20 protein-coding genes and 1 tRNA gene are annotated in these 21,085 nt (G+C 67.5%); 9 read left to right on the forward strand and 12 right to left on the reverse strand.

Annotated elements, in window-relative coordinates:
- Nucleotides 1–2: 2 nt before the first annotated feature.
- The 3 genes from GR168_RS07105 to GR168_RS07115 all read right to left on the reverse strand — a co-directional run bounded on the left by GR168_RS07105 (nt 3) and on the right by GR168_RS07115 (nt 2,393).
- On the reverse strand, nt 3–1,022 hold the full coding sequence (locus tag GR168_RS07105) for a beta-ketoacyl-ACP synthase 3 (protein ID WP_159371859.1): 1,020 nt from the start codon (nt 1,020–1,022) through the stop codon (nt 3–5).
- Between the two features lie 111 nt (nt 1,023–1,133).
- Nucleotides 1,134–1,700 carry an aminoacyl-tRNA hydrolase gene (pth, locus tag GR168_RS07110; protein WP_058250849.1) on the reverse strand — a complete coding sequence of 189 codons (567 nt, stop codon included), beginning with the start codon at nt 1,698–1,700 and terminating at the stop codon, nt 1,134–1,136.
- Nucleotides 1,701–1,745: 45 nt separating this feature from the next.
- Nucleotides 1,746–2,393, reverse strand: a complete 648-nt coding sequence (locus tag GR168_RS07115; RefSeq protein WP_137808845.1) for a 50S ribosomal protein L25/general stress protein Ctc — start codon at nt 2,391–2,393, stop codon at nt 1,746–1,748.
- A gap of 241 nt (nt 2,394–2,634) precedes the next feature.
- On the opposite strand from GR168_RS07115, the gene GR168_RS07120 reads away from it, so the two are divergent.
- Complete coding sequence (locus GR168_RS07120) at nt 2,635–3,081, forward strand: limonene-1,2-epoxide hydrolase family protein (protein ID WP_068972242.1); 447 nt, start codon at nt 2,635–2,637, stop codon at nt 3,079–3,081.
- Nucleotides 3,082–3,105: 24 nt separating this feature from the next.
- Here the strand turns inward: GR168_RS07120 and arsC are convergent, their stop codons facing one another.
- The gene (gene arsC, locus GR168_RS07125) at nt 3,106–3,447 is read right to left on the reverse strand and encodes an arsenate reductase (glutaredoxin) (RefSeq protein WP_137808843.1); all 342 of its coding nucleotides are present in this window, start codon (nt 3,445–3,447) and stop codon (nt 3,106–3,108) included.
- 241 nt (nt 3,448–3,688) lie between these two features.
- On the opposite strand from arsC, the gene GR168_RS07130 reads away from it, so the two are divergent.
- The gene (locus GR168_RS07130; RefSeq protein WP_275892326.1) at nt 3,689–5,065 is read left to right on the forward strand and encodes an IS1380 family transposase; all 1,377 of its coding nucleotides are present in this window, start codon (nt 3,689–3,691) and stop codon (nt 5,063–5,065) included.
- A gap of 379 nt (nt 5,066–5,444) precedes the next feature.
- Here the strand turns inward: GR168_RS07130 and GR168_RS07135 are convergent, their stop codons facing one another.
- Nucleotides 5,445–6,422, reverse strand: coding sequence for a ribose-phosphate diphosphokinase (locus GR168_RS07135; protein ID WP_004022643.1), 978 nt, complete (start codon nt 6,420–6,422; stop codon nt 5,445–5,447).
- Between the two features lie 57 nt (nt 6,423–6,479).
- The gene (gene glmU / locus GR168_RS07140; RefSeq protein WP_159371860.1) at nt 6,480–7,940 is read right to left on the reverse strand and encodes a bifunctional UDP-N-acetylglucosamine diphosphorylase/glucosamine-1-phosphate N-acetyltransferase GlmU; all 1,461 of its coding nucleotides are present in this window, start codon (nt 7,938–7,940) and stop codon (nt 6,480–6,482) included.
- Between the two features lie 316 nt (nt 7,941–8,256).
- Here glmU and fabG point away from each other — a divergent pair, with 316 nt between their 5' ends.
- A complete protein-coding gene (gene fabG / locus GR168_RS07145) occupies nt 8,257–9,012 on the forward strand; it encodes a 3-oxoacyl-ACP reductase FabG (protein ID WP_159370408.1) in 756 nt (251 codons plus the stop codon).
- A gap of 119 nt (nt 9,013–9,131) precedes the next feature.
- Nucleotides 9,132–9,203 (forward strand) — tRNA-Gln (locus GR168_RS07150).
- A gap of 68 nt (nt 9,204–9,271) precedes the next feature.
- On the opposite strand, the gene GR168_RS07155 is transcribed toward GR168_RS07150, so the two are convergent.
- The gene (locus GR168_RS07155) at nt 9,272–10,612 is read right to left on the reverse strand and encodes an NtaA/DmoA family FMN-dependent monooxygenase (RefSeq protein ID WP_159370409.1); all 1,341 of its coding nucleotides are present in this window, start codon (nt 10,610–10,612) and stop codon (nt 9,272–9,274) included.
- The gene (locus GR168_RS07160) at nt 10,609–11,781 is read right to left on the reverse strand and encodes an LLM class flavin-dependent oxidoreductase (RefSeq protein ID WP_159370410.1); all 1,173 of its coding nucleotides are present in this window, start codon (nt 11,779–11,781) and stop codon (nt 10,609–10,611) included. The genes GR168_RS07155 and GR168_RS07160 overlap by 4 nt, the downstream gene beginning before the upstream one ends.
- Before the next feature lie 187 nt (nt 11,782–11,968).
- On the opposite strand from GR168_RS07160, the gene GR168_RS07165 reads away from it, so the two are divergent.
- Both GR168_RS07165 and GR168_RS07170 read left to right on the forward strand, forming a co-directional pair.
- On the forward strand, nt 11,969–13,111 hold the full coding sequence (locus GR168_RS07165; RefSeq protein WP_159370411.1) for an LLM class flavin-dependent oxidoreductase: 1,143 nt from the start codon (nt 11,969–11,971) through the stop codon (nt 13,109–13,111).
- A 272-nt stretch (nt 13,112–13,383) separates the two neighbouring features.
- Nucleotides 13,384–13,893 (forward strand): pyridoxamine 5'-phosphate oxidase family protein, encoded by a 510-nt coding sequence (locus tag GR168_RS07170; RefSeq protein ID WP_159371861.1) that lies wholly within the window; start codon nt 13,384–13,386, stop codon nt 13,891–13,893.
- A 14-nt stretch (nt 13,894–13,907) separates the two neighbouring features.
- Here GR168_RS07170 and GR168_RS07175 read toward each other — a convergent pair whose 3' ends face one another.
- From GR168_RS07175 to GR168_RS07190, 4 genes are all read right to left on the reverse strand, one after another.
- Nucleotides 13,908–14,843, reverse strand: coding sequence for a glycine betaine ABC transporter substrate-binding protein (locus GR168_RS07175; RefSeq protein WP_078112134.1), 936 nt, complete (start codon nt 14,841–14,843; stop codon nt 13,908–13,910).
- 146 nt (nt 14,844–14,989) lie between these two features.
- Nucleotides 14,990–15,808: an ABC transporter permease gene (locus GR168_RS07180; RefSeq protein ID WP_058250826.1), complete on the reverse strand. Its 819-nt coding sequence runs from the start codon at nt 15,806–15,808 to the stop codon at nt 14,990–14,992.
- Nucleotides 15,805–17,139, reverse strand: a complete 1,335-nt coding sequence (locus GR168_RS07185) for an ATP-binding cassette domain-containing protein (protein ID WP_137810734.1) — start codon at nt 17,137–17,139, stop codon at nt 15,805–15,807. The genes GR168_RS07180 and GR168_RS07185 overlap by 4 nt, the downstream gene beginning before the upstream one ends.
- Nucleotides 17,136–17,780: an ABC transporter permease gene (locus tag GR168_RS07190; RefSeq protein ID WP_159370412.1), complete on the reverse strand. Its 645-nt coding sequence runs from the start codon at nt 17,778–17,780 to the stop codon at nt 17,136–17,138. The genes GR168_RS07185 and GR168_RS07190 overlap by 4 nt, the downstream gene beginning before the upstream one ends.
- A gap of 149 nt (nt 17,781–17,929) precedes the next feature.
- Between GR168_RS07190 and GR168_RS07195 the strand changes: the two genes are divergently transcribed.
- The 3 genes from GR168_RS07195 (at nt 17,930) to GR168_RS07205 (ending at nt 21,081) form a co-directional block, all read left to right on the forward strand.
- Nucleotides 17,930–18,580 carry a vitamin K epoxide reductase family protein gene (locus GR168_RS07195; RefSeq protein WP_159370413.1) on the forward strand — a complete coding sequence of 217 codons (651 nt, stop codon included), beginning with the start codon at nt 17,930–17,932 and terminating at the stop codon, nt 18,578–18,580.
- A 56-nt stretch (nt 18,581–18,636) separates the two neighbouring features.
- Complete coding sequence (locus GR168_RS07200) at nt 18,637–19,338, forward strand: TetR/AcrR family transcriptional regulator (RefSeq protein WP_068971913.1); 702 nt, start codon at nt 18,637–18,639, stop codon at nt 19,336–19,338.
- Nucleotides 19,339–19,497: 159 nt separating this feature from the next.
- A complete protein-coding gene (locus tag GR168_RS07205; protein WP_159370414.1) occupies nt 19,498–21,081 on the forward strand; it encodes a cation:proton antiporter family protein in 1,584 nt (527 codons plus the stop codon).
- The last annotated feature ends 4 nt before the right edge of the window (nt 21,082–21,085 follow it).

Here is a 21,085-nt window from a genome sequence, read left to right on the forward strand (position 1 = left end):
GGTCAGTCGAAGCTGGTGATCGCCGGGGCCGGGGGCAGGGTGACGACCGCGCCCGCGTAGCTCAGGCCGGCGCCGAAGCCGAGGAGCAGCGCGGTCTGTCCGCCCCTGGCCTTGCCGGTGGCGAGCATCTCCTCCATGGCGAGCGGGATGGAGGCCGCCGAGGTGTTCCCGGTGTTCTCGATGTCGTTCGCCATCGGAAGGTCGTCGGGGAAGCCGAGATTCTTCTTCATCAGGTCGTTGATGCGGGCGTTGGCCTGGTGGGGCACGAAGACCTCGATGTCCTCCACGCCGACGCCGGAGGTCTCCAGCACGGTGGCGAGGGCCCGGGGCAGGGTGACGGCCGCCCAGCGGAACACCTTGGGTCCCGCCATCGTCACCACCATGCGACCGACCGGGTCGGTCTCGGGGTCTTTGTCCTGGTAGGCCTGCGCGCGGTCCATGTACTCGGGGATGTCCCAGTTCTGGCCGATCGCCTCGGCGTTCTCGCCGTCGCTGCCCCAGACGGTCGGGGAGATGCCGTTGTCCGCGCTCGGCCCGACGACCACGGCCCCGGCTCCGTCGCCGAAGATGAACGCGGTGTTGCGGTCGGTGGGATCCATGACCACCGACATGGTCTCGACGCCGACGAGCAGGACGTACTCGGCGCTGCCGGCGCGGACGGTGTCGGCGGCGACGCCGAGTCCGTAGCCGAAGCCGCCGCACCCGGCGGCGACGTCGTAGGCGGGGATGCCGTTGAGCCCGATGTCGGAGGCGACGATCGGGCCACCGTGCGGGATCTTGGTCTTCCAACTGTTGGTGGCGAGGATCAGCGCACCGATCTTCTCCTTCGCCACCCCGGAGTTCGCGATGGCCCGCTCGGCGGCCGCGGCGGCCATCGAACGCGCCGACTCGTCGCCGCTGATCCAGCGGCGGTTGCGGATACCGCTCCGCTCGAAGATCCACTCGTCGGAGGAATCGAGGACCTGGCAGACCTCGGCGTTGCTGACCAGGCGTCGCGGACGGTAGGCGCCGATGCCGAGCATCGAGACGTTCTGGTGTCCGGTCTTCACCGAGAGGTTGACCACTGTTGCCGATCCCTTCGCATTGCCCGCCGCAGCGATTCTACGGCCGCGCCGCCGCCGAATTCGGTGTCCTCACCAGGCGTGCACGGTGTTCTGCGCGGACTCCAGATCCTGTCCGAGCAATAGTTCGACGGCGTCGCAACCGTTGGCGATGAGGAGTTCGACCTCGCTGCGAGCCGAGGACGGAAACGGTTTCAACACGAAATCGGCGGGATCCTGCCGGCCCGGTGGCCGGCCGATGCCGATGCGCACGCGCAGATAGTCGCGCGTACCGAGTGCCTGACTGAGCGACCGCAGCCCGTTGTGGCCGCCCTCGCCGCCGCCCCGTTTGAGACGGACGGCGCCGAAGTCGATGTCGAGTTCGTCGTGGACGACGATCAGGTCGTCAGTCGTGACCGAGTAGAACTTGGCGAGCGGGCCGATCTGACGGCCGGACTCGTTCATGTAGGTGCGGGGTTTGGCCACGAGTACCGACTGGCCGCCGAGGCGTACCTCGGCGACCTCGGCGCCGGACTTCTTGTGCACCTTCCAGCGCTCGCCGGCCGAGGCGACGAGGCCGTCGGCGACCATCGCGCCGACGTTGTGCCTCGTCTTCTCGTACTTGGACCCGGGGTTGCCGAGTCCGACAATGAGTTTCACAACTTACGCAGTTTCACCACCCGAGCCGGGCAGTTCGGGGTCGGGTTACTCCGACTCCTCGGCGGCTTCCTCGGTCGCCTCGCCCTCGGCGTCGCCCTCGGCCGCGGCGTCTGCCGAGCCGTCGGCGTCGGACTCGGTGGCGGCGAGCTGCGCCTCGGTGACCGACACGATGAGGGTCTCGGGATCGGCGGTGAGGGTCACACCCTCGGGCAGGTCCAGATCAGAGGCGTGCACGGACAGGCCGATCTCGGCGCCCTCCACGCTGACGACGATCTGCTCGGGGATCGACAGGGCGTCGGCCTCGACCTCGACGACGCTGGCGTCCTGGACGACGAGGGTGCCCGGGGCGGCGTCGCCCTCGACGATGATCGCGATCTCGACGGTGACCTTCTCGCCACGACGGACGATCAGCAGATCGGCGTGCTCGATGTAGTTGCGGATCGGGTGGACGTCGACCTGCTTGGTCAGTGCGAGCTGGCTGCTGCCTTCGATGTCGAGATCGATCACGGCGTTGAGGCCGCTGTTACGCAGGATGGCGGCGAACTCACGGGCCGGGAGGTGCAGGTGCTGCGGGTCGGTTCCGTGGCCGTACAGCACGGCGGGGACCTTGCCCTCGCGACGCGCGCGGCGGGCTGCGCCCTTGCCCTTCTCGGTACGGGTGCTGACGGACAGCTTGCTGGTCTGGGTGGCCATGACGGTCTCCTCGCGATCGGTGGGTACGTTCTGTCGGCGTCGCGACGAGCAACACCGGGCACGAGTTCCGACCGCGGGCGTTCCATCTGCCCCGAGGGGCATGATGAAGACCTGCGATGGCCGCGCCGATCACGGTGACTGGGTCACCCTCGCCGAGACAACGGCGATCAGAGTAGTCGATGACCTGCCGGGATGTCACATCGCCCGCTCGGTTCGCCGCGCTGGGGGATACTGGTCTGCCATGACCTCACAGACGCCGATCGAGATCGTGACGACCCTGCTGGACGAGTTCGCGCGGGGCGACGTGCCCGCCGCGCTGGAGACCATCGACGACGACATCGCCTACACGAACGTCTCGCTGCCGACGATCCGCGGGAAGCGGAAGGTGGCCGGTGTCCTGGGCGGGGTGGCGCGCAAGGAGTCGGTGGGCTTCAACTACCGGATGATCAACGTGTCCGCCGACGACACCGGCGTGGTGCTGACCGAGCGCGTCGACGAACTCCGGTTCGGGCGGCTGCATCTCCAGTTCTGGGTCTGCGGCCGGTTCGAGGTACGGGAGGGCCGGATCACGGTGTGGCGCGACTACTTCGACTACTTCGACATGACCAAGGCGCTCGCGCGGGGCGTCGCGGCACTGGCCGTGCCGTCGGTGCAGCGGCCGCTGCCCGCGCCGGCCGTGCCGGCCTGACCTGAGCGCTGCCGCGCCCCGGAGTCAGAGGATCTCGTCGAGTTTCTCGATCGGCCGGGGGATGCGAGTGCCCTTGTCGGTCACCACGATCGGACGTTCGACGAGGATCGGGTGCTCGACCATGGCGTCGAGGATCTGCTCGTCGGTGGCCGATGCGAGATCGAGCTCCTTGTAGAGGGCCTCGCGTTTGCGGACGGCCTGCGCAGGTGTGATCCCCGCGTCGGCGAACAGTTCGACGAGTTGTTCGCGGCTGTACGGCTCGTCGAGATACTTCACGACTGCCGGCTCGATCCCGGCGTCGCGCAGGGCCTGCAACGCCTTCCGCGAGGTCGAACACTTCGGGTTGTGATAGATCGTCGCGTCCACGGGTGACACGGTACTCGGTGGGGCGCCGCTTGTTGGCTGAGGTGCGGGGAGCCGCCGCCTGCTCCCTGAGGAGCGCTAATCCCTCTGCTCCCTGAGCCTGGATATTTCACTGATGTTGCTGGTGTTCGGCGTGTGATACGCGAAAGTGCCTGCCTGCCTTGTGATTATTGATTCACCACAAACAAATAGTCACAAGAAGAAAGGCACCTCGCAGGTGAAGAATAACGTGTATCCCGAGTTGATGGTGGACCCTACGCGCACTGAGTCGGTGCTGACGACCTCGGGCGGGGTGTTGCTGACGAAAACCGTGCAGGTCTCGGGCCTGGGAGCCGAGCTGACCGCGGCGATGGCGCCGTGGCGGACCGCGGCGACGGTCCATGATCCGGCCAAGATCGTGCTGGATCTGGCGCTCACCTTGGCGACCGGTGGTGACTGTGTGGCCGATGTGGCCACAGTCCGGGCTCAGCCACAGTTGTACGGGCAGGTGGCCTCTGATCCGACGATTTCGCGGGTGATCAGCAGGCTGGCTACCGATGTCGAGGCGGTCAGTACCGCGATCAGCGCGGCTCGCGCCGCGGCGCGGGAGCGGGTGTGGGGCATTGCCCGCCCGTTGGAGGGCACTGCGGGCAGCATCGATGGCGGGCTGGTGATCGTTGATCTCGATGCCACGACCGTGACCGCCGGCTCGGCCAAAGAACAGGCCCAGAAAACGTATAAGCGGGTGTTCGGGCATTCCCCGATGTGTTCGTTCGTCGACCACGGCGCCTTCGGCACCGGGGAAACACTGAACCTGGACCTGCGGCGTGGAGGTGCCTCACCCAAAGGTGCGGACATGCACATCGCGGCCCTCGAGGCGGCGTTGGCCCAGCTGCCCGCCGCTGAACGCGCCCAGGTGCTCATACGTACCGATTCGGCCGGGTGTGCCAAAAAGTTCCTGGCCCACCTGGCCGAGCAACGCCTGCAGTACTCGGTCGGGTTCACCATCTCCGAACTGGTCAAAGACGCATTGGACGTGCTGCCTGAGGCCGCCTGGGTGACCGCGATCAACACCGACGACGCCGATCCACGAGCTGATGCCCAGGTCGCCGAGATCACCGACCACATGCCGCGCTCGGTCCGTGACACCGAAACCGCCTACGAGCCCTGGCCACCCGGGATGCGGCTGATCGCGCGCCGCGAATATCCCCACAACGGAGCCCAACACCTCATCACCGACATCGAGGGCCGCCGCTACACCGTGTTCGCCACCAACACCCGCGGCCGCGGCTGGACACTGCCGATCCTGGAACTGCGTCACCGTCAACGTGCCCGCGCCGAAGACCGTATCCGCTGCCTCAAAGACACCGGCATGGCCAACCTACCGTTCGACTCATTCGCCAAAAACCAACTGTGGCTCGATATCGTCGCCCTGGCCTCCGACCTCATTGCCTGGACTCAAACCCTCGGCTACCACCGCCACGACCCCATCCGCCGCTGGGAACCCAAACGCTTGCGCCACCGCCTGTTCACCGTCGGCGGCAAGATCATCACCCACGCCCGCACCACCACCCTGCGACTACCCACCGACTGGCCCTACAACCACCACATACGCCACGGCTGGCAACGCCTCACCGCCTAACCAGCCCCTCGGTCACCGCGCCCCGTCACCGCCGCCCACCCCACCTCAGAACCCGAACAACCAGCGAACCCAACGCTGGCGATCCACCCTGCCCACACACCAGCACCAACCATCAAAAGGCGACACCGACAACCGATCGGCGAAACCCTACCCACCCGTGAAAGATTCAGGCTGAGGAGCGTCAATCCCTCTGCTCCCTGAGGTGCGAGGAGCGCAAGCGACGAGCCTCGAAGGGCTGGCGACGTCATCTCGCCAGGACCCTTCGTGACGGCCTCCGCAAGCTCCGGCCTCCTCAGGGAGCAGTGGTTGGGCTCGCTTCGCTCGCACCTCAGGGTGCGGGGGAGGCTCGCTTCGCTCGCACTTCAGGGAGCGGGGACACTCAGGCGATGCCGTCGAAAAGGCTTGTGACAGAACCGTTCTCGAAGACCTCGCGGATCGTCTGCGCGAGCAGCGGCGCGATGGAGAGGACGGTGAGGTTCTCGAAGCGCTTCTCGGCCGGGATCGGCAGGGTGTCGGTGGCGATGACCTCCTTGGCGCCGCAGGACGCGAGACGCTCGGCCGCGGGATCGGAGAACACGCCGTGAGTGGTGGCGATGATGACGTCGCCCGCGCCGGCGTCCTTGAGGACCCGCACGGCGCCGGCGATGGTGCCGCCGGTGTCGATCATGTCGTCGATGAGGATGCAGGTGCGTCCCTCGACCTCGCCCACCACGCGATTGGACTTGACCTGGTTGGGCACGAGCGGGTCACGCGTCTTGTGGATGAACGCCAGCGGCGCGCCACCGAGGGTGTCGGCCCACTTCTCGGCGACACGCACGCGACCGGAGTCGGGGGAGACCACGGCGATGTTGTCGGTGCCGTACTTGCCCCGGATGTACTCGGCGAGCTGTCCCTGAGCGTGCATGTGATCGACAGGGCCGTCGAAGAAGCCCTGGATCTGGTCGGTGTGCAGGTCGACGGTGATGATCCGGTCGGCGCCCGCGGTCTTGAGCAGATCGGCGATGAGGCGGGCCGAGATCGGCTCACGTCCGCGGTGCTTCTTGTCCTGGCGGGCGTAGGGGTAGAACGGCAGGATCACGCTGATGCGCTTCGCCGAGCCGCGCTTGAGGGCGTCGATCATGATGAGCGCCTCCATGACCCACTGGTTCAGCGGGTACGGGCAGCTCTGCAGGACGAAGGCGTCCGATCCGCGGACCGAGTCCTCGAAACGAACGAACAGTTCGCCGTTGGCGAAGTCGCGGGCGGTCTGCGGGGTGACCTTGATGCCCAGTTCATCGGCGACTGCTTCGGCGAGTTCGGGATGGGCACGACCAGAGAACAGCATCAGGTTCTTCTGGTTGTCAGTGGTCCAGGTCATGAAAACTCTTCTGTTCGTGTCGTTTCGGATCTGCAGGGTCGAGCTCGGGTCGGGGTGTCAGGCCGTCCCAGGGTTCTTGTCGCGTGCCTCGAGGGCCGCGCGCGCCGCCGCGGTGTCGGGCCGCTTGCGCACGACCCAGTCCTCGATGACGCGTTGTTCGCCCGCCGAGACCGCGAGGGCTCCCGGCGGTACATCTTGCCGCACCACGGTTCCGGCGCCGGTGTATGCCCCGTCGCCGACGCTGACCGGCGCGACGAACATGTTGTCCGAGCCGGTGCGGCAGTGGTCGCCGATCACGGTGCGGTGCTTGGCAACCCCGTCGTAGTTGACGAAGACGCTCGACGCGCCGATGTTGGAGTGCTCGCCGATGGTGGCGTCGCCGACGTAGGTGAGGTGCGGGATCTTGGACCCGTCGCCGATGGTCGCGTTCTTGGTCTCGACGAAGGTGCCGATCTTGCCCGCGTCCCCGAGGGCCGTGCCCGGTCGCAGGTAGGCGAAGGGCCCGACGGTGGCCTCGGCGCCGATGACCGCGTCACTGCCGTGCGTGCGGATCACCTGCGCGCCGGGTCCGACGGTGACGTCGGTCAGAGTGGTGTCGGGTCCGATCACGGCGTCGGCGGCGATGTGCGTGCGCCCGTGCAGCTGTGTGCCGGGCGCGATGTGCGCGTCGGGCTCGATGGTGACGTCGGTGTCGATCCAGGTGGTGGCCGGGTCGACGACGGTCACCCCGTCGAGCTGATGACGACGGATGATGCGGCGGTTGAGTTCGGCGCCCAGGGCGGCGAGTTGGGCACGGTCGTTGCAGCCGGCCACGAGCACCGGATCGGCGACGGTGTGTCCGCGGACGGCCCGTCCCTCGCCGCGGGCGATCTCGACGATGTCGGTGAGGTAGTACTCGCCTTGCACGTTGTCAGTCGACAGCTTCGACAACCCGTCGCGCAGCGCAGCGGCGTCGAAGGCGTACACGCCGGCGTTGACCTCGGTGATCGCGCGCTGCTCCGGGGAGGCGTCCTTGTGTTCGACGATCGCGGTGACGGCCTTCCCGTCGCGGATGATGCGTCCGTATCCGGTCGGGTCGTCGGCGACGAAGCTCGTCAGCGTGACCGCGGCCCCGCCGTCGGCGAGATGGGTGTCGATGAGCGCGCGGAGGGTGTCGGCGTCGAGAAGGGGGACGTCGGCAGCGGTGACGACGACGGTGCCGTCGAACTCGTCGGGGAGTCCGCCGAGTCCCACCCGAGCGGCGTCACCGGTCCCGCGGGGGGCGTCCTGTTCGGCGATCCCGATCTCGACGCCGAGGCCTGCCCCGATCTCGCCGATGGCAGCCGAGACCCGTTCGCGTTCGTGGCTGACGACGGCGATGAGATGCTCGGGGTCGATGCCCGCGGTCCCGTGGAGCGCGTGGCCGACGAGCGAGCGGCCGCCGATGGTGTGCAGGATCTTCGGGGTCTTGGACTTCATGCGGGTACCGGCACCCGCGGCCAGGACGATCACGGCCACGGACGGCGACGTTCCCGTCATCGAATGCCCACCCTCTTCCTGATCGGTGACTGCCACGATCATGTCTGTCCGACGGCGCCGGCGGGGGTCGCTGACCGGGTTCGCGGTCGCACGTCGGGTGCGATCCTACGCATCGGTACCCGATGGCAGAAATGCAGCGCGCTGTTTGTGGCGAAACCTCGCGACCGGGCCTGATAGAACACATAGGGACCGCAACGCCGAGCGATCAATGGGTAGATCATTGCCGTTGTCGCTGACGGAACAGGGTGGGTGCGGGGGAACCAACCATGTGCGCCGGAGTTGTCCGGCTCGCGAAACGACCACACGGAGGTAGTGAATGAGCACGCAGAAGACGGCGATCGTCACCGGGGCCGCACGGGGGATCGGTGCGGCGGTGGCCAAGCGCCTGGCCGACGACGGGCTCGCGGTGGCTGTCCTGGACCTCGACGCCGACGCCTGCGCCGACACCGTCGAGGCCATCACCGACGCCGGTGGCAAGGCGATCGCGGTGGGTGCCGACGTCGCCGACGAGGCCTCGGTGAACGCGGCGGTGGACAAGGTCGTCGCCGAACTCGGAAAGCCGACGGTCGTCGTGAACAACGCCGGCATCACCCGCGACAACCTGCTGTTCAAGATGACCGTCGATGACTGGGATGCCGTCATGGCCGTGCACCTGCGGGGCGCGTTCAACGTCACCAAGGCCGCCCAGAAGTACATGGTCGAGGCGGAGTGGGGACGCATCGTCAACCTGTCGAGCACCTCGGCACTCGGCAACCGAGGACAGGTCAACTACTCGGCGGCCAAGGCCGGCATGCAGGGCTTCACCAAGACCCTCGCCATCGAACTGGGCCGGTTCGGCGTGACCGCGAACGCCATCGCGCCCGGGTTCATCGAGACCGAGATGACCGCCGCCACCGCCGAGCGCGTCGGCGTGCCCTTCGAGGACTTCAAGCGCGCCGCCGCCGGCCAGATCCCGGTCAACCGCGTCGGCGTGCCCGAGGACATCGCCCACACCGCGTCGTTCTTCATCAGCGAAGGTGCCGGCTTCGTGTCGGGGCAGGTCGTCTACGTGGCCGGCGGCCCCAAGGACTGATCACTCCCAGACGTCGACTCGACTCCCAGACCTCGATCGAAGTCTGTGAGTCGAGTTGACGTCGAGTGGTCACCTGGCGTGAGTGCCCGCGGGCTGTGGCACAATCGTCAGCGCAGTGATCCGCCATGGTGTAATCGGCAACACTCCTGATTTTGGTTCAGGCATTCTAGGTTCGAGTCCTGGTGGCGGAGCTCATGAGTCGCGGCGCAGCCGCGGCCTCCGGAGAGTCTCACGACGAGCAGCGGGTCCCCGGCGAGGCTCAACCCCCCGGGCGTGCCAGTCCCAGATTGTCCCGCAGCGTCGATCCCTCGTAGTCGGTGCGATATACGCCCAGCTCCTGCAGCACCGGCACCACCTCGTCGACGAACCGGTCGAGCCCGCCGGGCACGATGTGGGGCACCAGGATGAAACCGTCGGCGACGTCGGCCTGCACGAAATCGTTGATCGTGTGCGCGATCGTCTGCGGCGAGCCGACGAACGACTGGCGGCCGGTGACCTCGATGATGAGTTCACGCGTCGTCAGGTTCTTCGCCTCGGCCAGGTCGCGCCATTCGCGCGCCACGGCGACCGGGTCACGGTGCATGCGCACGCTCGCGCGTCCCTTCGCGACCGTGTTCTCGCCCGGGATCGGATCCACCTGCGGCAGCGGGCCGTCGGGGTCGTGATCGGACAGATCCCGATTCCACAGCTGTTCCAAGAACTTGATCGCCGTCTGCCCGCTGACCTGTTGCAGGCGCACCTCGTGGGCGAGTTCGGCTGCCTGCGCGTCGGTGTCGCCGACGACGAAGGTGGCGGCGGGCAGTACCAGGAGCTGTTCGGGGCGTCGTCCGTATGCGGCGAGTCGTCGTTTGACGTCGGTGTAGAACGCCCGGCCGGCGTCGTAGGTGGCGTGCCGGGAGAAGATGGCGTCGGCGGTCGCGGCCGCGAACTCTCGGCCCTCGTCGGAGTCCCCGGCCTGGAAGATGACCGGCCGCCCCTGTGGCGGACGAGGCGTCGGAAAGTGTCCGCGGATGTCGAATTGCGAACTGGTGAAGTCGAATTCACCCGCCTCGAGGCGTGCCAGGAATCGGCCGTTCTCGGCATCGGCGACGACGTCATCGTCGCGCCATGAGTCCCAGAGCGTCGCGGCGGCGGTGAGGAATTCCTTCGCGCGTGCGTACCGTTGGTCCTCGGGCAGGTAGCCGCCACGGCGGAAGTTCTCGCCGGTGAACTCGTCCCACGAGGTCACCACATTCCAGGCCGCGCGTCCGGCGGACAGATGATCGAGGGTGGCGAATTGCCGTGCGACGTCGACGGGTTCGTTGAAGGTCGAGTTGATGGTGCCGGTAAGGCCGAGGTGGGTGGTGACCGCGGCCAACGCGGACAGCACGGTGAAGGTGTCCGGTCGACCGACCACGTCGAGGTCGTAGATCAGCCCGTTCTGCTCGCGGAGCCGCAGTCCTTCGGCGAGGAAGAAGAAGTCGAACTTCCCGCGCTCGGCGGTCTGCGCGAGGTGGACGAACGAGTCGAACTCGATCTGGCTGCCCGACGCCGGGTCGCTCCACACCGTGGTGTTGTTGACCCCGGGGAAGTGGGCGGCGAGATGGACCTGTTTGGTCATGCGACACCGGCCTTTCCAGTGGCGAAACGATTGGACGGGCGCGCCAGGCCGAGGTGCCCGCGCAGCGTCGAATGGCTGTACTCATCGCGGAACAGGTTGCGGCGCCGCAGTTCCGGTACGAGCTCTCGGGTGATCGCGCGCAGGTCCTCGGGCAAGGCGGCCGGGTGCAGTCGTATTCCGCTGATCCCTGCCACCGCGGCCCAGCGCTCGATCTCGTCCGCGAGCCCGACCGGTGTGCCGGTGAAGACCGCGCTGTCGGGCGTGAACGGTCCATCGGCTAAGTCGTCGAGCCGCGCCCGACGGTCGTCGGCCTCCGCCTCCGATGCGGCGAGCACGACGAACAGGTCGACGAACAGGAGTGCTGGATCGGTGATCTCGCGACCGGCGTCGGAGTGTGCGGTGCCCACGGCGTCCACCGCGCGTACGGCGTCGTCGACGTCGCGCGGGCTGATGAACCCGAGGTCGGCGCCCCGACCGATCAGCCGCAGATCGGTGGGGTGGGCGCCGGTCGCGGCGATGACCGGCCGGCCCTGCGGCGGGCGCGGCGTGATGGCGGGGCCGCGCACCGAGAACTGATCCCCGGCGAAGTCGATGTAGTGCAGCTTGTCCCGGTCGACGAAGCGACCGGTTGCGACGTCGCGGATCTCGGCGTCGTCCTCCCACGAATCCCAGAGCAGACCGAGCACGGTCGCGAAGTCGAGGGCCTCGGACGCGAGATCGGCGAGCACCGCCGGATCGTCGGGAAATCGTCGTCGGCCGAACAGCGCGGCCTCGTCCGGGTCCGCGGTCGTGCGCAGCAGGACCCCGGCGCGACCCTGACTCACATAGTCGAGGGTCGCGATCGCCTTGGAGACGTGGAACGGCTCGGTGTGGGTGGCGGTCGCCGTCGGGATCAGCCCTATCGAACGGGTCGTGGGAGCGAGACGGGAGGCGAGTAGTACCGAATCGAGTCCTCCCGTCGCCCGGTCGGTGCGGGGATGCCCGCGATGCAGGGCGAAGGTATCCGCGAGGGTGACGAAGTCGAGGAGCCCGGCTTCGGCCTCGCCGACCAGTTGCTGCCAGTGCGCCGCTGTCGTGAGCGCGTTTGCCCGGGCCCCGGGCGCACGCCACGCACCCGGATGCGACCCGCAACCGTCCAGCGCCACGGCGACGCGTACGTGTTCGGTCATCGAGTCTCCCCTCGAGTCGTGTCGTCGATGTGTGTCTCCGTCTCGAACAGAGGCGGCATGACACGGGATTCCAGGACCAGGCCATCGGATCGGCGTGGGCCTAACCCTTCCGATGTCCCGCCGATGCCGCTTCGCTGATCAGGATGAGGTGTGTTCGGCACAGGACTCGAGACGGTCGGGGAGCGGTATGACGGGAGATAAACCCATACCGCTGTCGGTGCTCGACCTCGCGCCGGTCACCGAGGAAAGTGACGCGGCGACGGCGGTGCGTCGCAGCGTTGCCTTGGCCCGGCACGCCGAACGGCTGGGATATCACCGCTTCTGGCTCGCCGAGCATCACTTCGTGGCAGTGGCCAGCTCATCGACGACCACGCTCATCGGACTCATCGCCGGCGCGACCGAGTCCATCCGCGTGGGATCGGCGGCGGTCCAGAGCGGCCTGCACACCCCGGTGTCGATCGTGGAGGCCTTCGGGACCATCGACGCGCTCCACCCTGGCCGACTGGACCTGGGTCTCGGTCGTTCCGCGCAGCGTCGCACCGAGTTGGCGACCGCCGACCGGAAATCCGCACCCCGCGAGCCCGCACCCCGACAGCCCGACGAGGTCGTCGACGGCCTGCTCATACCGTCGCCGTTCCCCGTCGAGTCGATCCTCAACGCACCGCGGGTCGTCGCCGCGTTCGAGGCCTCGCAATTCGACGGTGCGTCGCCGCCGGACTTCGACGACGCCGTCGGTGATGTCCTCGCGCTCCTGACGGGCGGGTTCAGTCACCGCGACGTCGAACTGACCGCGGTGCCGGGGCAGGGCGCCGACGTGGCGGTCTGGATCTTCGGGAGCAGCAAGGGGCAGAGCGCCCAGACCGCAGGTGCGCGCGGGTTGCCGTTCGTCGCCAATTATCACGTCAGCCCGAGCACGGTCCTGGAGGCCGTCGAGGCATACCGAAGTGCGTTCCGGCCGTCGCCGGTCCTGGCCGAGCCGTATGTGGTCGTCTCCGCGGATGTCGTTGTCGCCGCGGATGAATCGACCGCACGGCACCGTGCATCCACCTACGGACACTGGGTGTACGGCATCCGCAGCGGAGCCGGCGCGCAACCGTACCCGGACCCTGACACGGCACGGCCGCTCGACGATGACGCGCTCCCGCTGGTCGACGATCGCGTGCGCACCCAGTTTGTCGGCGACCCCGACACCGTGGTGGACGGGCTGCGCACACTCGTGCGGGTGACCGGCGCCGACGAGCTGCTCGTCACCAGCGTCACCCACGACTTCGACCATCGGCTGGCGTCGCATGAGTTGCTGGCGGCCGCATGGGGATTGCGAGGGAAGTGAGATGACCGGCTACGCGGCAGAGGGCTTCGGGCGAGGCGCCGGTGGGCGGTGGTCGTTGAGGGCGCTGTTCACCGGCTTCCGGTGTCGCGTCGACGTGGACCTACTCGCCGTGTGTGCGGCGCTGCATCCGGAGGCACCGCCCCTGGGTCTCCCGTTGGAGTCAGCAAGAACGGTCGGCCGCGGAAAGGTCTCATAACCGGGTCCCGGTGGCACCATGAGGTTCTCCGGTGACGACGGTCGTCGCCGACGAGCAGCCAACGAGGACGTCCACCATGTACGAGACCCCGGATGAACTACAAGAACTGCAGACCCTTCTCGACGCGTCTCTGTCCCGATCGACTGATCATCTGCGGTCCATCATCAGCAGCGAGAACACGGTCGGCGCACCGCAATTGGTCGAGATCCTGACGGGCATGCGTGTTCTCGCGTTGTCGACCGTGACCTCGGCGGGCGAGCCGAGGATCAGCGCCGTCGACGGGCATTTCCTCCACGGGAAGTGGGTCTTCGGCACGGCGCGCACTGCTGCGAAGGCTCGGCACCTCGCCGCCCGCCCGGCCGCCAGCGCGGCTCACATCCAGGGCGAGGAGCTCGGCGTGTTCACCCACGGGACGGTCGAGATCCTCAACCCGCTCGACGGCGACCGCGCCGATGACTGGCCCGAGTTGGTGGCCCACTTCAAGAAGATCTACGGCGACGATGCGTTCGACTGGGACGTCGAGGTCATCTACTTTCGCCTGCACCCGCATTGGATGACGGTCTACGCACCGAGCCAGTCTCATTGACTGTGAGTCGACGGTCAGTCGACCGGGACGATGAAGCCTTCTTTCACGAGCCAGTCGTAGGCGACGTCGGAGGGGTCGGCACCGTCGATATCGATGAGTCCGTTGAGTTCCTGCATGAGCTCGTCGGTGAGTTTCGCCGACACGGGAGCCATGAGTTCGGCGATTTCCGGGTTGGCGTCGTTGACGCCGGTGCTCACCACGAGGCAGCCGCTGTAGGGCAGGAAGAACTTTTTGTCGTCTTCTAGGACGACGAGGTCGAGGTTCTTGATCCGGCCGTCGGTGGAGTAGACCATGCCGAAGTTGCAGGGTTCGCTCCGTGCGGTCGAGGTGTAGACGACGCCGGAGTCCATGGTCGTCACGTTGCTCTTGGGCACGCCGCCGGGGGCGTCGAGCGGGATGTCGTAGGCCTCCAGCATGGGGATGAAGCCATCGGCGCGCGAGAGGAACTCGTCGTTGATGCAGAACGTCCGCTCGGATTCGGGCAGCTTCGCGATGTCGGACATCTTGGTGACGTTCAACCGCTCGGCCGTCGGTGCCGAGGCGGCGAAGGCGTAGGTGTTGTTGAACGACGAAGGCGGTAGCCACTCGACACCGTTGGCGCGTTCGGCGTCACGGACGCGCTCGTACAGCTGCTGCGGGTCCGCGATGGTCTCCGTCTCACCGAGATAGGTCTGCCAGGCGGTGCCTGTGTACTCCCACACGATGTCGGCGTCACCGTTGAGAACCGCTTGCCGCGAGGACATCGAACCCGGCGCGTTGGTGAGGTCGTCGACGTCGGCCCCGGCCGCCGCCAGATACGTCGCGGTGATCTTGCCGAGCAGGACCTGTTCGGTGAAGTTCTTCGACGTCACGGCCACCGACGTACCCTCCAGCGGACGTTCGCCGCCGGGAAGGGAAGCGGGACGGAAGGTTCCGGACGAACTCACCAGACCACACGCCGACAGCGTCATCACGAGGGCCGCCGACGCGGCCAGGATTGCGAGTGCCCGGGAGCGCAGCGAGCGGGCCGAATGTGACCGGCGCCGGGAGCGCAGCGAGCGGGCCGAATGTGACCGGCGCCGGGAGCGCAGCGAGCGGGCCGACTGCGACCGTGTCATCATGCGATCCCCCGTGGTGTCGCGACGAGTTCGACGAGGCGCCCGAGCCAGTCGATCGTCATGGCGAGCAGCGCGACCAGGATCGCGCCCGAGACCAGCAGCTTGGGCAGGAACAGCGTGATGCCGGTGGTGATGAGCGTGCCCAGGCTGTTCGCGCCTATGAACGTGCTGAGGGTGGCGGTGCCGACCAGGATCACCAGTGCGGTCCGCACCCCGTTGAGGATGACGGGTACGGCGAGCGGGAGTTCGACCTGGACGAGGGTGCGGACGGCGGACAGGCCGATGCCCCGGGATGCCTCGACGGTCCGTTGATCGACCTGACGCAATCCGACGATGGTGTTCTGCAGGATCGGGAGCACCGCGTAGACGACCAGGCCGACGACGGCGGTGTTGAAACCGGTCCCGAGCCAGAAGGTGAACAGCACCAGCAGACCGATCGCCGGCGCCGCCTGCCCGATGTTGGCGATGTTCACCGCGATCGGGTTCAGCCACCGGAGCGACGGTCGGGTGAGCGCGATACCCAGTGGGATCGCGATCACGACGACGATGACAGTGGCGACGAGAGTCAGTTGGATGTGATCGAGGATGGTGGCGCGCAGCGCGGCCCACGACATCGACGCGCTCTCGGTGGTGGTGAACGTGGTGTTCGCGTACCAGATGGCGAAACCCACGCCGACGACCACGATCACGAGCGGTTCGAACCACACGTCGATGGGGATGCGGGAGAGCCGTCGTCGAAAGCCGCTCGGGACCGACTCCGGGGCAGGCGGTTTCGCGGTCTCGGTGATCCTCGCCTCTTCGGCGATGAAACCCGTCACCGCTCGGCGCTCGTCTCGGGCGTGCCCACCGGCGCTGTCGCGGAACCGGCGCCTGCGGCAGGTTCCAGGCCGGGCTCGTCGTCGGCCGCGACGACCGGGGTCTCGACGGGAGCCGAACCCTCGGCGTGGTCGAGATAGCCGCCGTGGTCGTCGTCCTCCCGCACCGTCGCGAGTTGGCCGCGGATCGCCTCCATCACCGAGGCGATGTTCAGCGCACCGACGACCGCGCCGCGTCCGTCGGTGACGAGAACACCACCCTGGCTCGTCGCGAGCATCGAGTCGAGAGCGTCGTTCAGCGTCGAGGACTTGGCCACGACCGGGAGTCGATGGTCGAGGTAGTCGGAGACCTCCGGCTTGGCGCGGATCTCCTCGACCGACGGCCAGGCGCGTGGGCGGCCGTGTTGGTCGACGACGGCGACCCAGTCCTCGCCGGCCGCCTTCGCGCGGGTCACCACGGCGCCGGACGGTTCTCCGACTCGGGCGGTGATCACCTCTTTGAAGTCGACATCGCGGACGCGGGTGAGGGTCAGGTGGGCGAGAGTCGCGCCCGATCCCACGAACTCCTCGACGAACGGGCTCGCCGGATTGGCCAGGATCTCCTCCGGCGGCGCGAACTGTTCGATGTGCCCGCCCTCGGAGAGGATCAACACCTTGTCGCCGAGTTTGGTCGCCTCCTCGAAGTCGTGGGTGACGATGACGATGGTCTTGGCCAGCTCGTGCTGGATCGCGATCAGCTTGTCCTGCAGGCGTGCTCGGGTGATCGGATCGACGGCGCCGAACGGCTCGTCCATCAGCAGCACCGGGGGATCGGCGGCGAGGGCGCGTGCGACGCCGACCCGCTGCTGCTGGCCGCCGGACATGTCCTTGGGGAGCCGGTCGGCGAAGGTCGCGGCGTCGAGTCCGACGAGGTCGAGCAGGTACTCGGTGCGCTCGGCGATACGTTTCTTGTCCCAGTTGAGGATTCGCGGAATGGCGCCGATGTTCTTGCTCACCGACCAGTGCGGGAAGAGGCCGCCGGACTGGATGACGTAACCGATGGACTGCCGCAGCTTGTCCGGGTTCTCCGCGGTGACATCGCGTCCACCGATGTAGATGCGCCCCTCGGTGGGTTCGATGAGGCGGTTGATCATCTTCAGCGTCGTCGTCTTGCCGCATCCGGACGGGCCGACGAAGGCGACGATGTCACCGGCGTCGATCTCCAGGTCGAGACGAGCGACGGCCGGTGTGGTGGCTCCGCGGTAACGTTTGGCCACGCCGTCGAGGCGGATGGACTCGCCGGTGACGTTGCGGTTGTTGCCGTTCGGCGCGGACGAGGTGGCGGAGTCGGTCATGAGAGTCCCTTGGAGATGGTGAGTCGGCCGAGCAGAACCAGGAGAGCGTCGAAGACGAGGGCGATGATGACGATCAGGATCGTTCCGGCGAGCGCCATTTCGAGTGCATTGGCACCACCGAGGCGGGAAAGCCCGTTGAAGATCAGCGATCCCAGGCCGGGGCCGAGGACGTAGGCGACGATCGCGGCGACACCGACGATCATCTGGGTCGACACGCGGATGCCGGTCAGGATCACCGGCCAGGCGATCGGCAACTCGACGCTGAGCAGGATGCGCCATCTCGAAAGCCCGATGCCGCGGGCGGATTCGACCACGGCCGGCGGCACGGACCGTAGGCCGACGACCGCGTTGCCGATCACCGGCAGCGTGGCGAAGAAGGCCAGCATCAGAAACGACGGCGTCACACCGAGTCCGAACGGCACGATCAACAGGGCCAGGAGGGCAAGCGACGGAATGGTCAGCGCCACACGGCTCGACGTCAGCGTCAGCGCGCTGGCGAGCGGGAGGCGATAGACCACGGCGGCGATGAGGATCGCCACGGCCGTACCCACGAGCACTGTCTGAAATGACAGCGACGCGTGTTGGTAGGTCAGAAAAGTGAGTGATCGGGCGTTCTCGCTGAGGTAATCCCACAATTGCACTGTCGGTGTCCCATCCCCGGTGTCCCACCCCCGGTGTCTGCGTCGACATTACGCAGAGTTGAACGAGACTGCCGACATTTGGACCGATCCAGTGTGGCTTTCACGCGGCGTGGGTCGATCTCCGCTCGACGCGGTGCCATCCTGGATGGGTGAGTGAGACTGCGCTGACCAGCTCGGAGGTCGGACCCGACGACGATCGGGCCCACCTGGCCGAGGCCGTGCGTTCCTGGACGCGCATCGTCGCCTGGGTGCTGAGTGTCGGCGGGGCCATCGGCTTCGTCGCGGCGTTCGTGCTGACCGTGGAACGATTCGAACTGGCCGCCGACCCCGACTACGTGCCGTCCTGCAACTTCAACCCGGTGCTGAGCTGCGGTTCGGTGATGGCTCAGCCGCAGGCGGCGGTATTCGGGTTCCCCAATCCGCTGCTCGGGATTGCCGGTTTCGCGGTCGCGATCACCACCGGGATGGCCTTGCTTGCCGGGGCGCGCCTTGCCGGCTGGTACTGGGCGGGGCTACAGGTCGGGGTCACCGCGGCGATGGTCTTCATCGGGTGGCTGATCTATTCGAGCCTCTACTCGATCGGGGCGCTGTGTCCCTACTGCATGGTCGTCTGGGCGGTCACACTGCCGATCTTCGTCCTGGTCAGCGTGCGCAACGCGCACGCGAGCGGTCTCACCTCGCGGTCCCGTGTCGCGCTCGCCCTGGCCCGCAATCACGCCCCCATCCTCGTCGCGGGGGTCGGCCTCGTGATCGTGCTGATCGCGGTGCGATTCTGGTCGTACTGGTCCAGCCTGTACTGAACCCGACCTCGCGCGACCGCTCGGAATCTCCCGAGATGCACCACTACGCTGGGCCCATGGCTATCGGGCGTCCATCGGAGGGTTCGGCGGAGGTGCAGCGCGCGCCGCGGGCGCGGATGACCGGCGCGCAACGGCGATTGCAGCTCATCGAGGTGGCGCGCGGACTGTTCGCCGAACGGGGTTTCGAGGGCACGTCGATCGAAGAGATCGCGCAGCGCGCCGGTGTCTCGAAACCTATCGTCTACGAGCACTTCGGCGGCAAAGAAGGTCTGTACGCGGTGGTCGTCGACCGTGAGATGGAGACCCTGCTGGAGATGGTGACCTCGTCGCTGTCGAAGAACCGCTCGCTCTATCGCATCCAGCAGGTCGCACTCGCGCTGCTGACGTACATGGAGGAGCGCACCGACGGCTTTCGCATCCTGGTCCGCGGCGACAGCACCGCGAGCACGGACGAGACGGCGACCTACTCGAGTCTCCTGAACGACGCGATCAGTCAGGTCGAGCACATCCTGGCCGGGGACTTCGAACGACGCGGCTTCGATCCCGCCCTCGCACCGCTCTACGCCCAGGCGCTCGTCGGGATGGTGTCGGTGACGGCGCAGTGGTGGCTCGACGTCCGCGAACCGTCGAAGGAGGTCGTGGCGGCGCACCTGGTCAACCTGTGCTGGAACGGGCTCACCCGACTCGAACCCGATCCCGAACTCGTCGGGCCCGACTACGTCGAATCGCGCAAGCGGACCACCGTCGACGACGCCTGACCGGGGGCCCGGCCCACACCCGACCCGAGGTGCCCGGCACGGGGCCCGGACCGCGTCTATTGTTGATTCACTCTGCGTCCCCCGGCCGGAAGGATCAACCGATGTCGACCCCGCACGGCGCCGGCCGGCCGGCCATCGCATCCCGCTGAGGCGCCGCGCGTGGAGACCGTCGGCATCTACCTGGTCGTCATCTTCGCGTGCGGGTTCCTCGCACGTGTGGCCCGCCTGCCGACCCTCGTCGGCTACCTCGCCGCGGGGTTCATCCTGCACGCACCGGGAATCGACGAACTGCCGATCATCGACACGATGGCCGAACTGGGCGTCACGATCCTGTTGTTCACGATCGGGCTCAAGCTCGACGTGCGGATGCTGCTCCGGCGCGAGGTCGTCATCACCACGGCGGCGAACCTGCTCGTCATCCTCGGGCTCACAATGGGTTTCCTCGGCGTCCTGGGTGCCATCGGGGTGCGGCTGCTCGCCGGCGAGGGCTGGGAGACGGTGGCGCTGTTGGGATTTGCGCTGTCCTTCTCGAGCACGGTGTTCGTCGTCCAGGTACTCGACGAGCGGTCGGAGTCGCATTCCCTCTACGGCCGGATCGCCATCGGCGTCCTCGTGCTGCAGGACATCGTCGCCGTCGTCTATCTGACCGCCATGCAGGGCGAGCCGCCGAGCCCCTGGGCGCTGGCCCTGGTGTTGCTGATCCCCGGCGCGTGGATCGTCCGGCGGTTGTGGAACACCCTCGGCCACGGCGAGTTGCAGACGTTGTTCGGGATCGTCATGGCGCTCGTACCCGGCTACTGGCTCTTCGAATCCGTGGGTGTCAAGGGCGACTTCGGCGCGATGATCATCGGCGTCCTCCTCGCTTCTCACCCCCGTGCGGGGGAGCTGTCGCGGACGTTGTTCGGTTTGCGTGAGCTGCTGCTGGTCGGGTTCTTCGTGTCGATCGGGCTGCACGTCACGCCGACGACCGAGACCGTGCTGCTCGGTCTGCTCCTGCTCATCCTGCTGCCGCTCGAGGGAGCGGTGTACACGCTGGTCCTCTCGCTGTTCGGCCTGCGTCGCCGGACGTCGATCCTCACCGGACTCGCTCTGGCCAACTTCTCGGAATTCGGGCTCATCGTGATCGCGACCGGTGTGGGGGCAGGCATCATCGGCGAGGACTGGCTGGTGGTGACATCGGTCGCGGTGGCGGGGAGCTTCGTGTTCTCCACCCTCGTCAACCGTCGCGGCACGGGCCTGGTGACCCGGCTCTCGGCGTTCGTCCCGACCACGGCCGCCGCCCGGGCGCACCCCGACGACGCGCCGATCGTCCTGGCACCGGCGCGCGTTCTCGTCCTCGGGATGGGTCGCGTCGGCCACTCGGTCTACGACCGGCTGGTCGACGAATACGGCCTACCCGTGATCGGCGTGGAGAACGACCCGCTCAAGGCGAGCGAACTGGCCGAGCAGGGTGTCCGGGTACTCGACGCCGACGCCACCGAGACCGACTTCTGGGACCGGGCCGTCGGCGTCGGCGAGCTCGAACTGCTCGTCCTGGCCATGCCCTTCCACGGCTCGAATCTCGTGGCTCTCGAACGGATCGAGGAGCTCGGCGTCACCGGGACCATCGCCGTCGTCGCGCAGTACGACGACGAACGCGACGAGTTACTCCAGCGAGGGGCCGACGTGGCGTTCCACATCTACGAGGGCACCGGCGTCGGACTGGCCGACGCGGCCGCCGAGGCCGCAGGTCTGGAACGCTGAGCGA

This window comes from Gordonia sp. JH63 (assembly GCF_009856645.1).
GTDB lineage: Bacteria > Actinomycetota > Actinomycetes > Mycobacteriales > Mycobacteriaceae > Gordonia > Gordonia hongkongensis.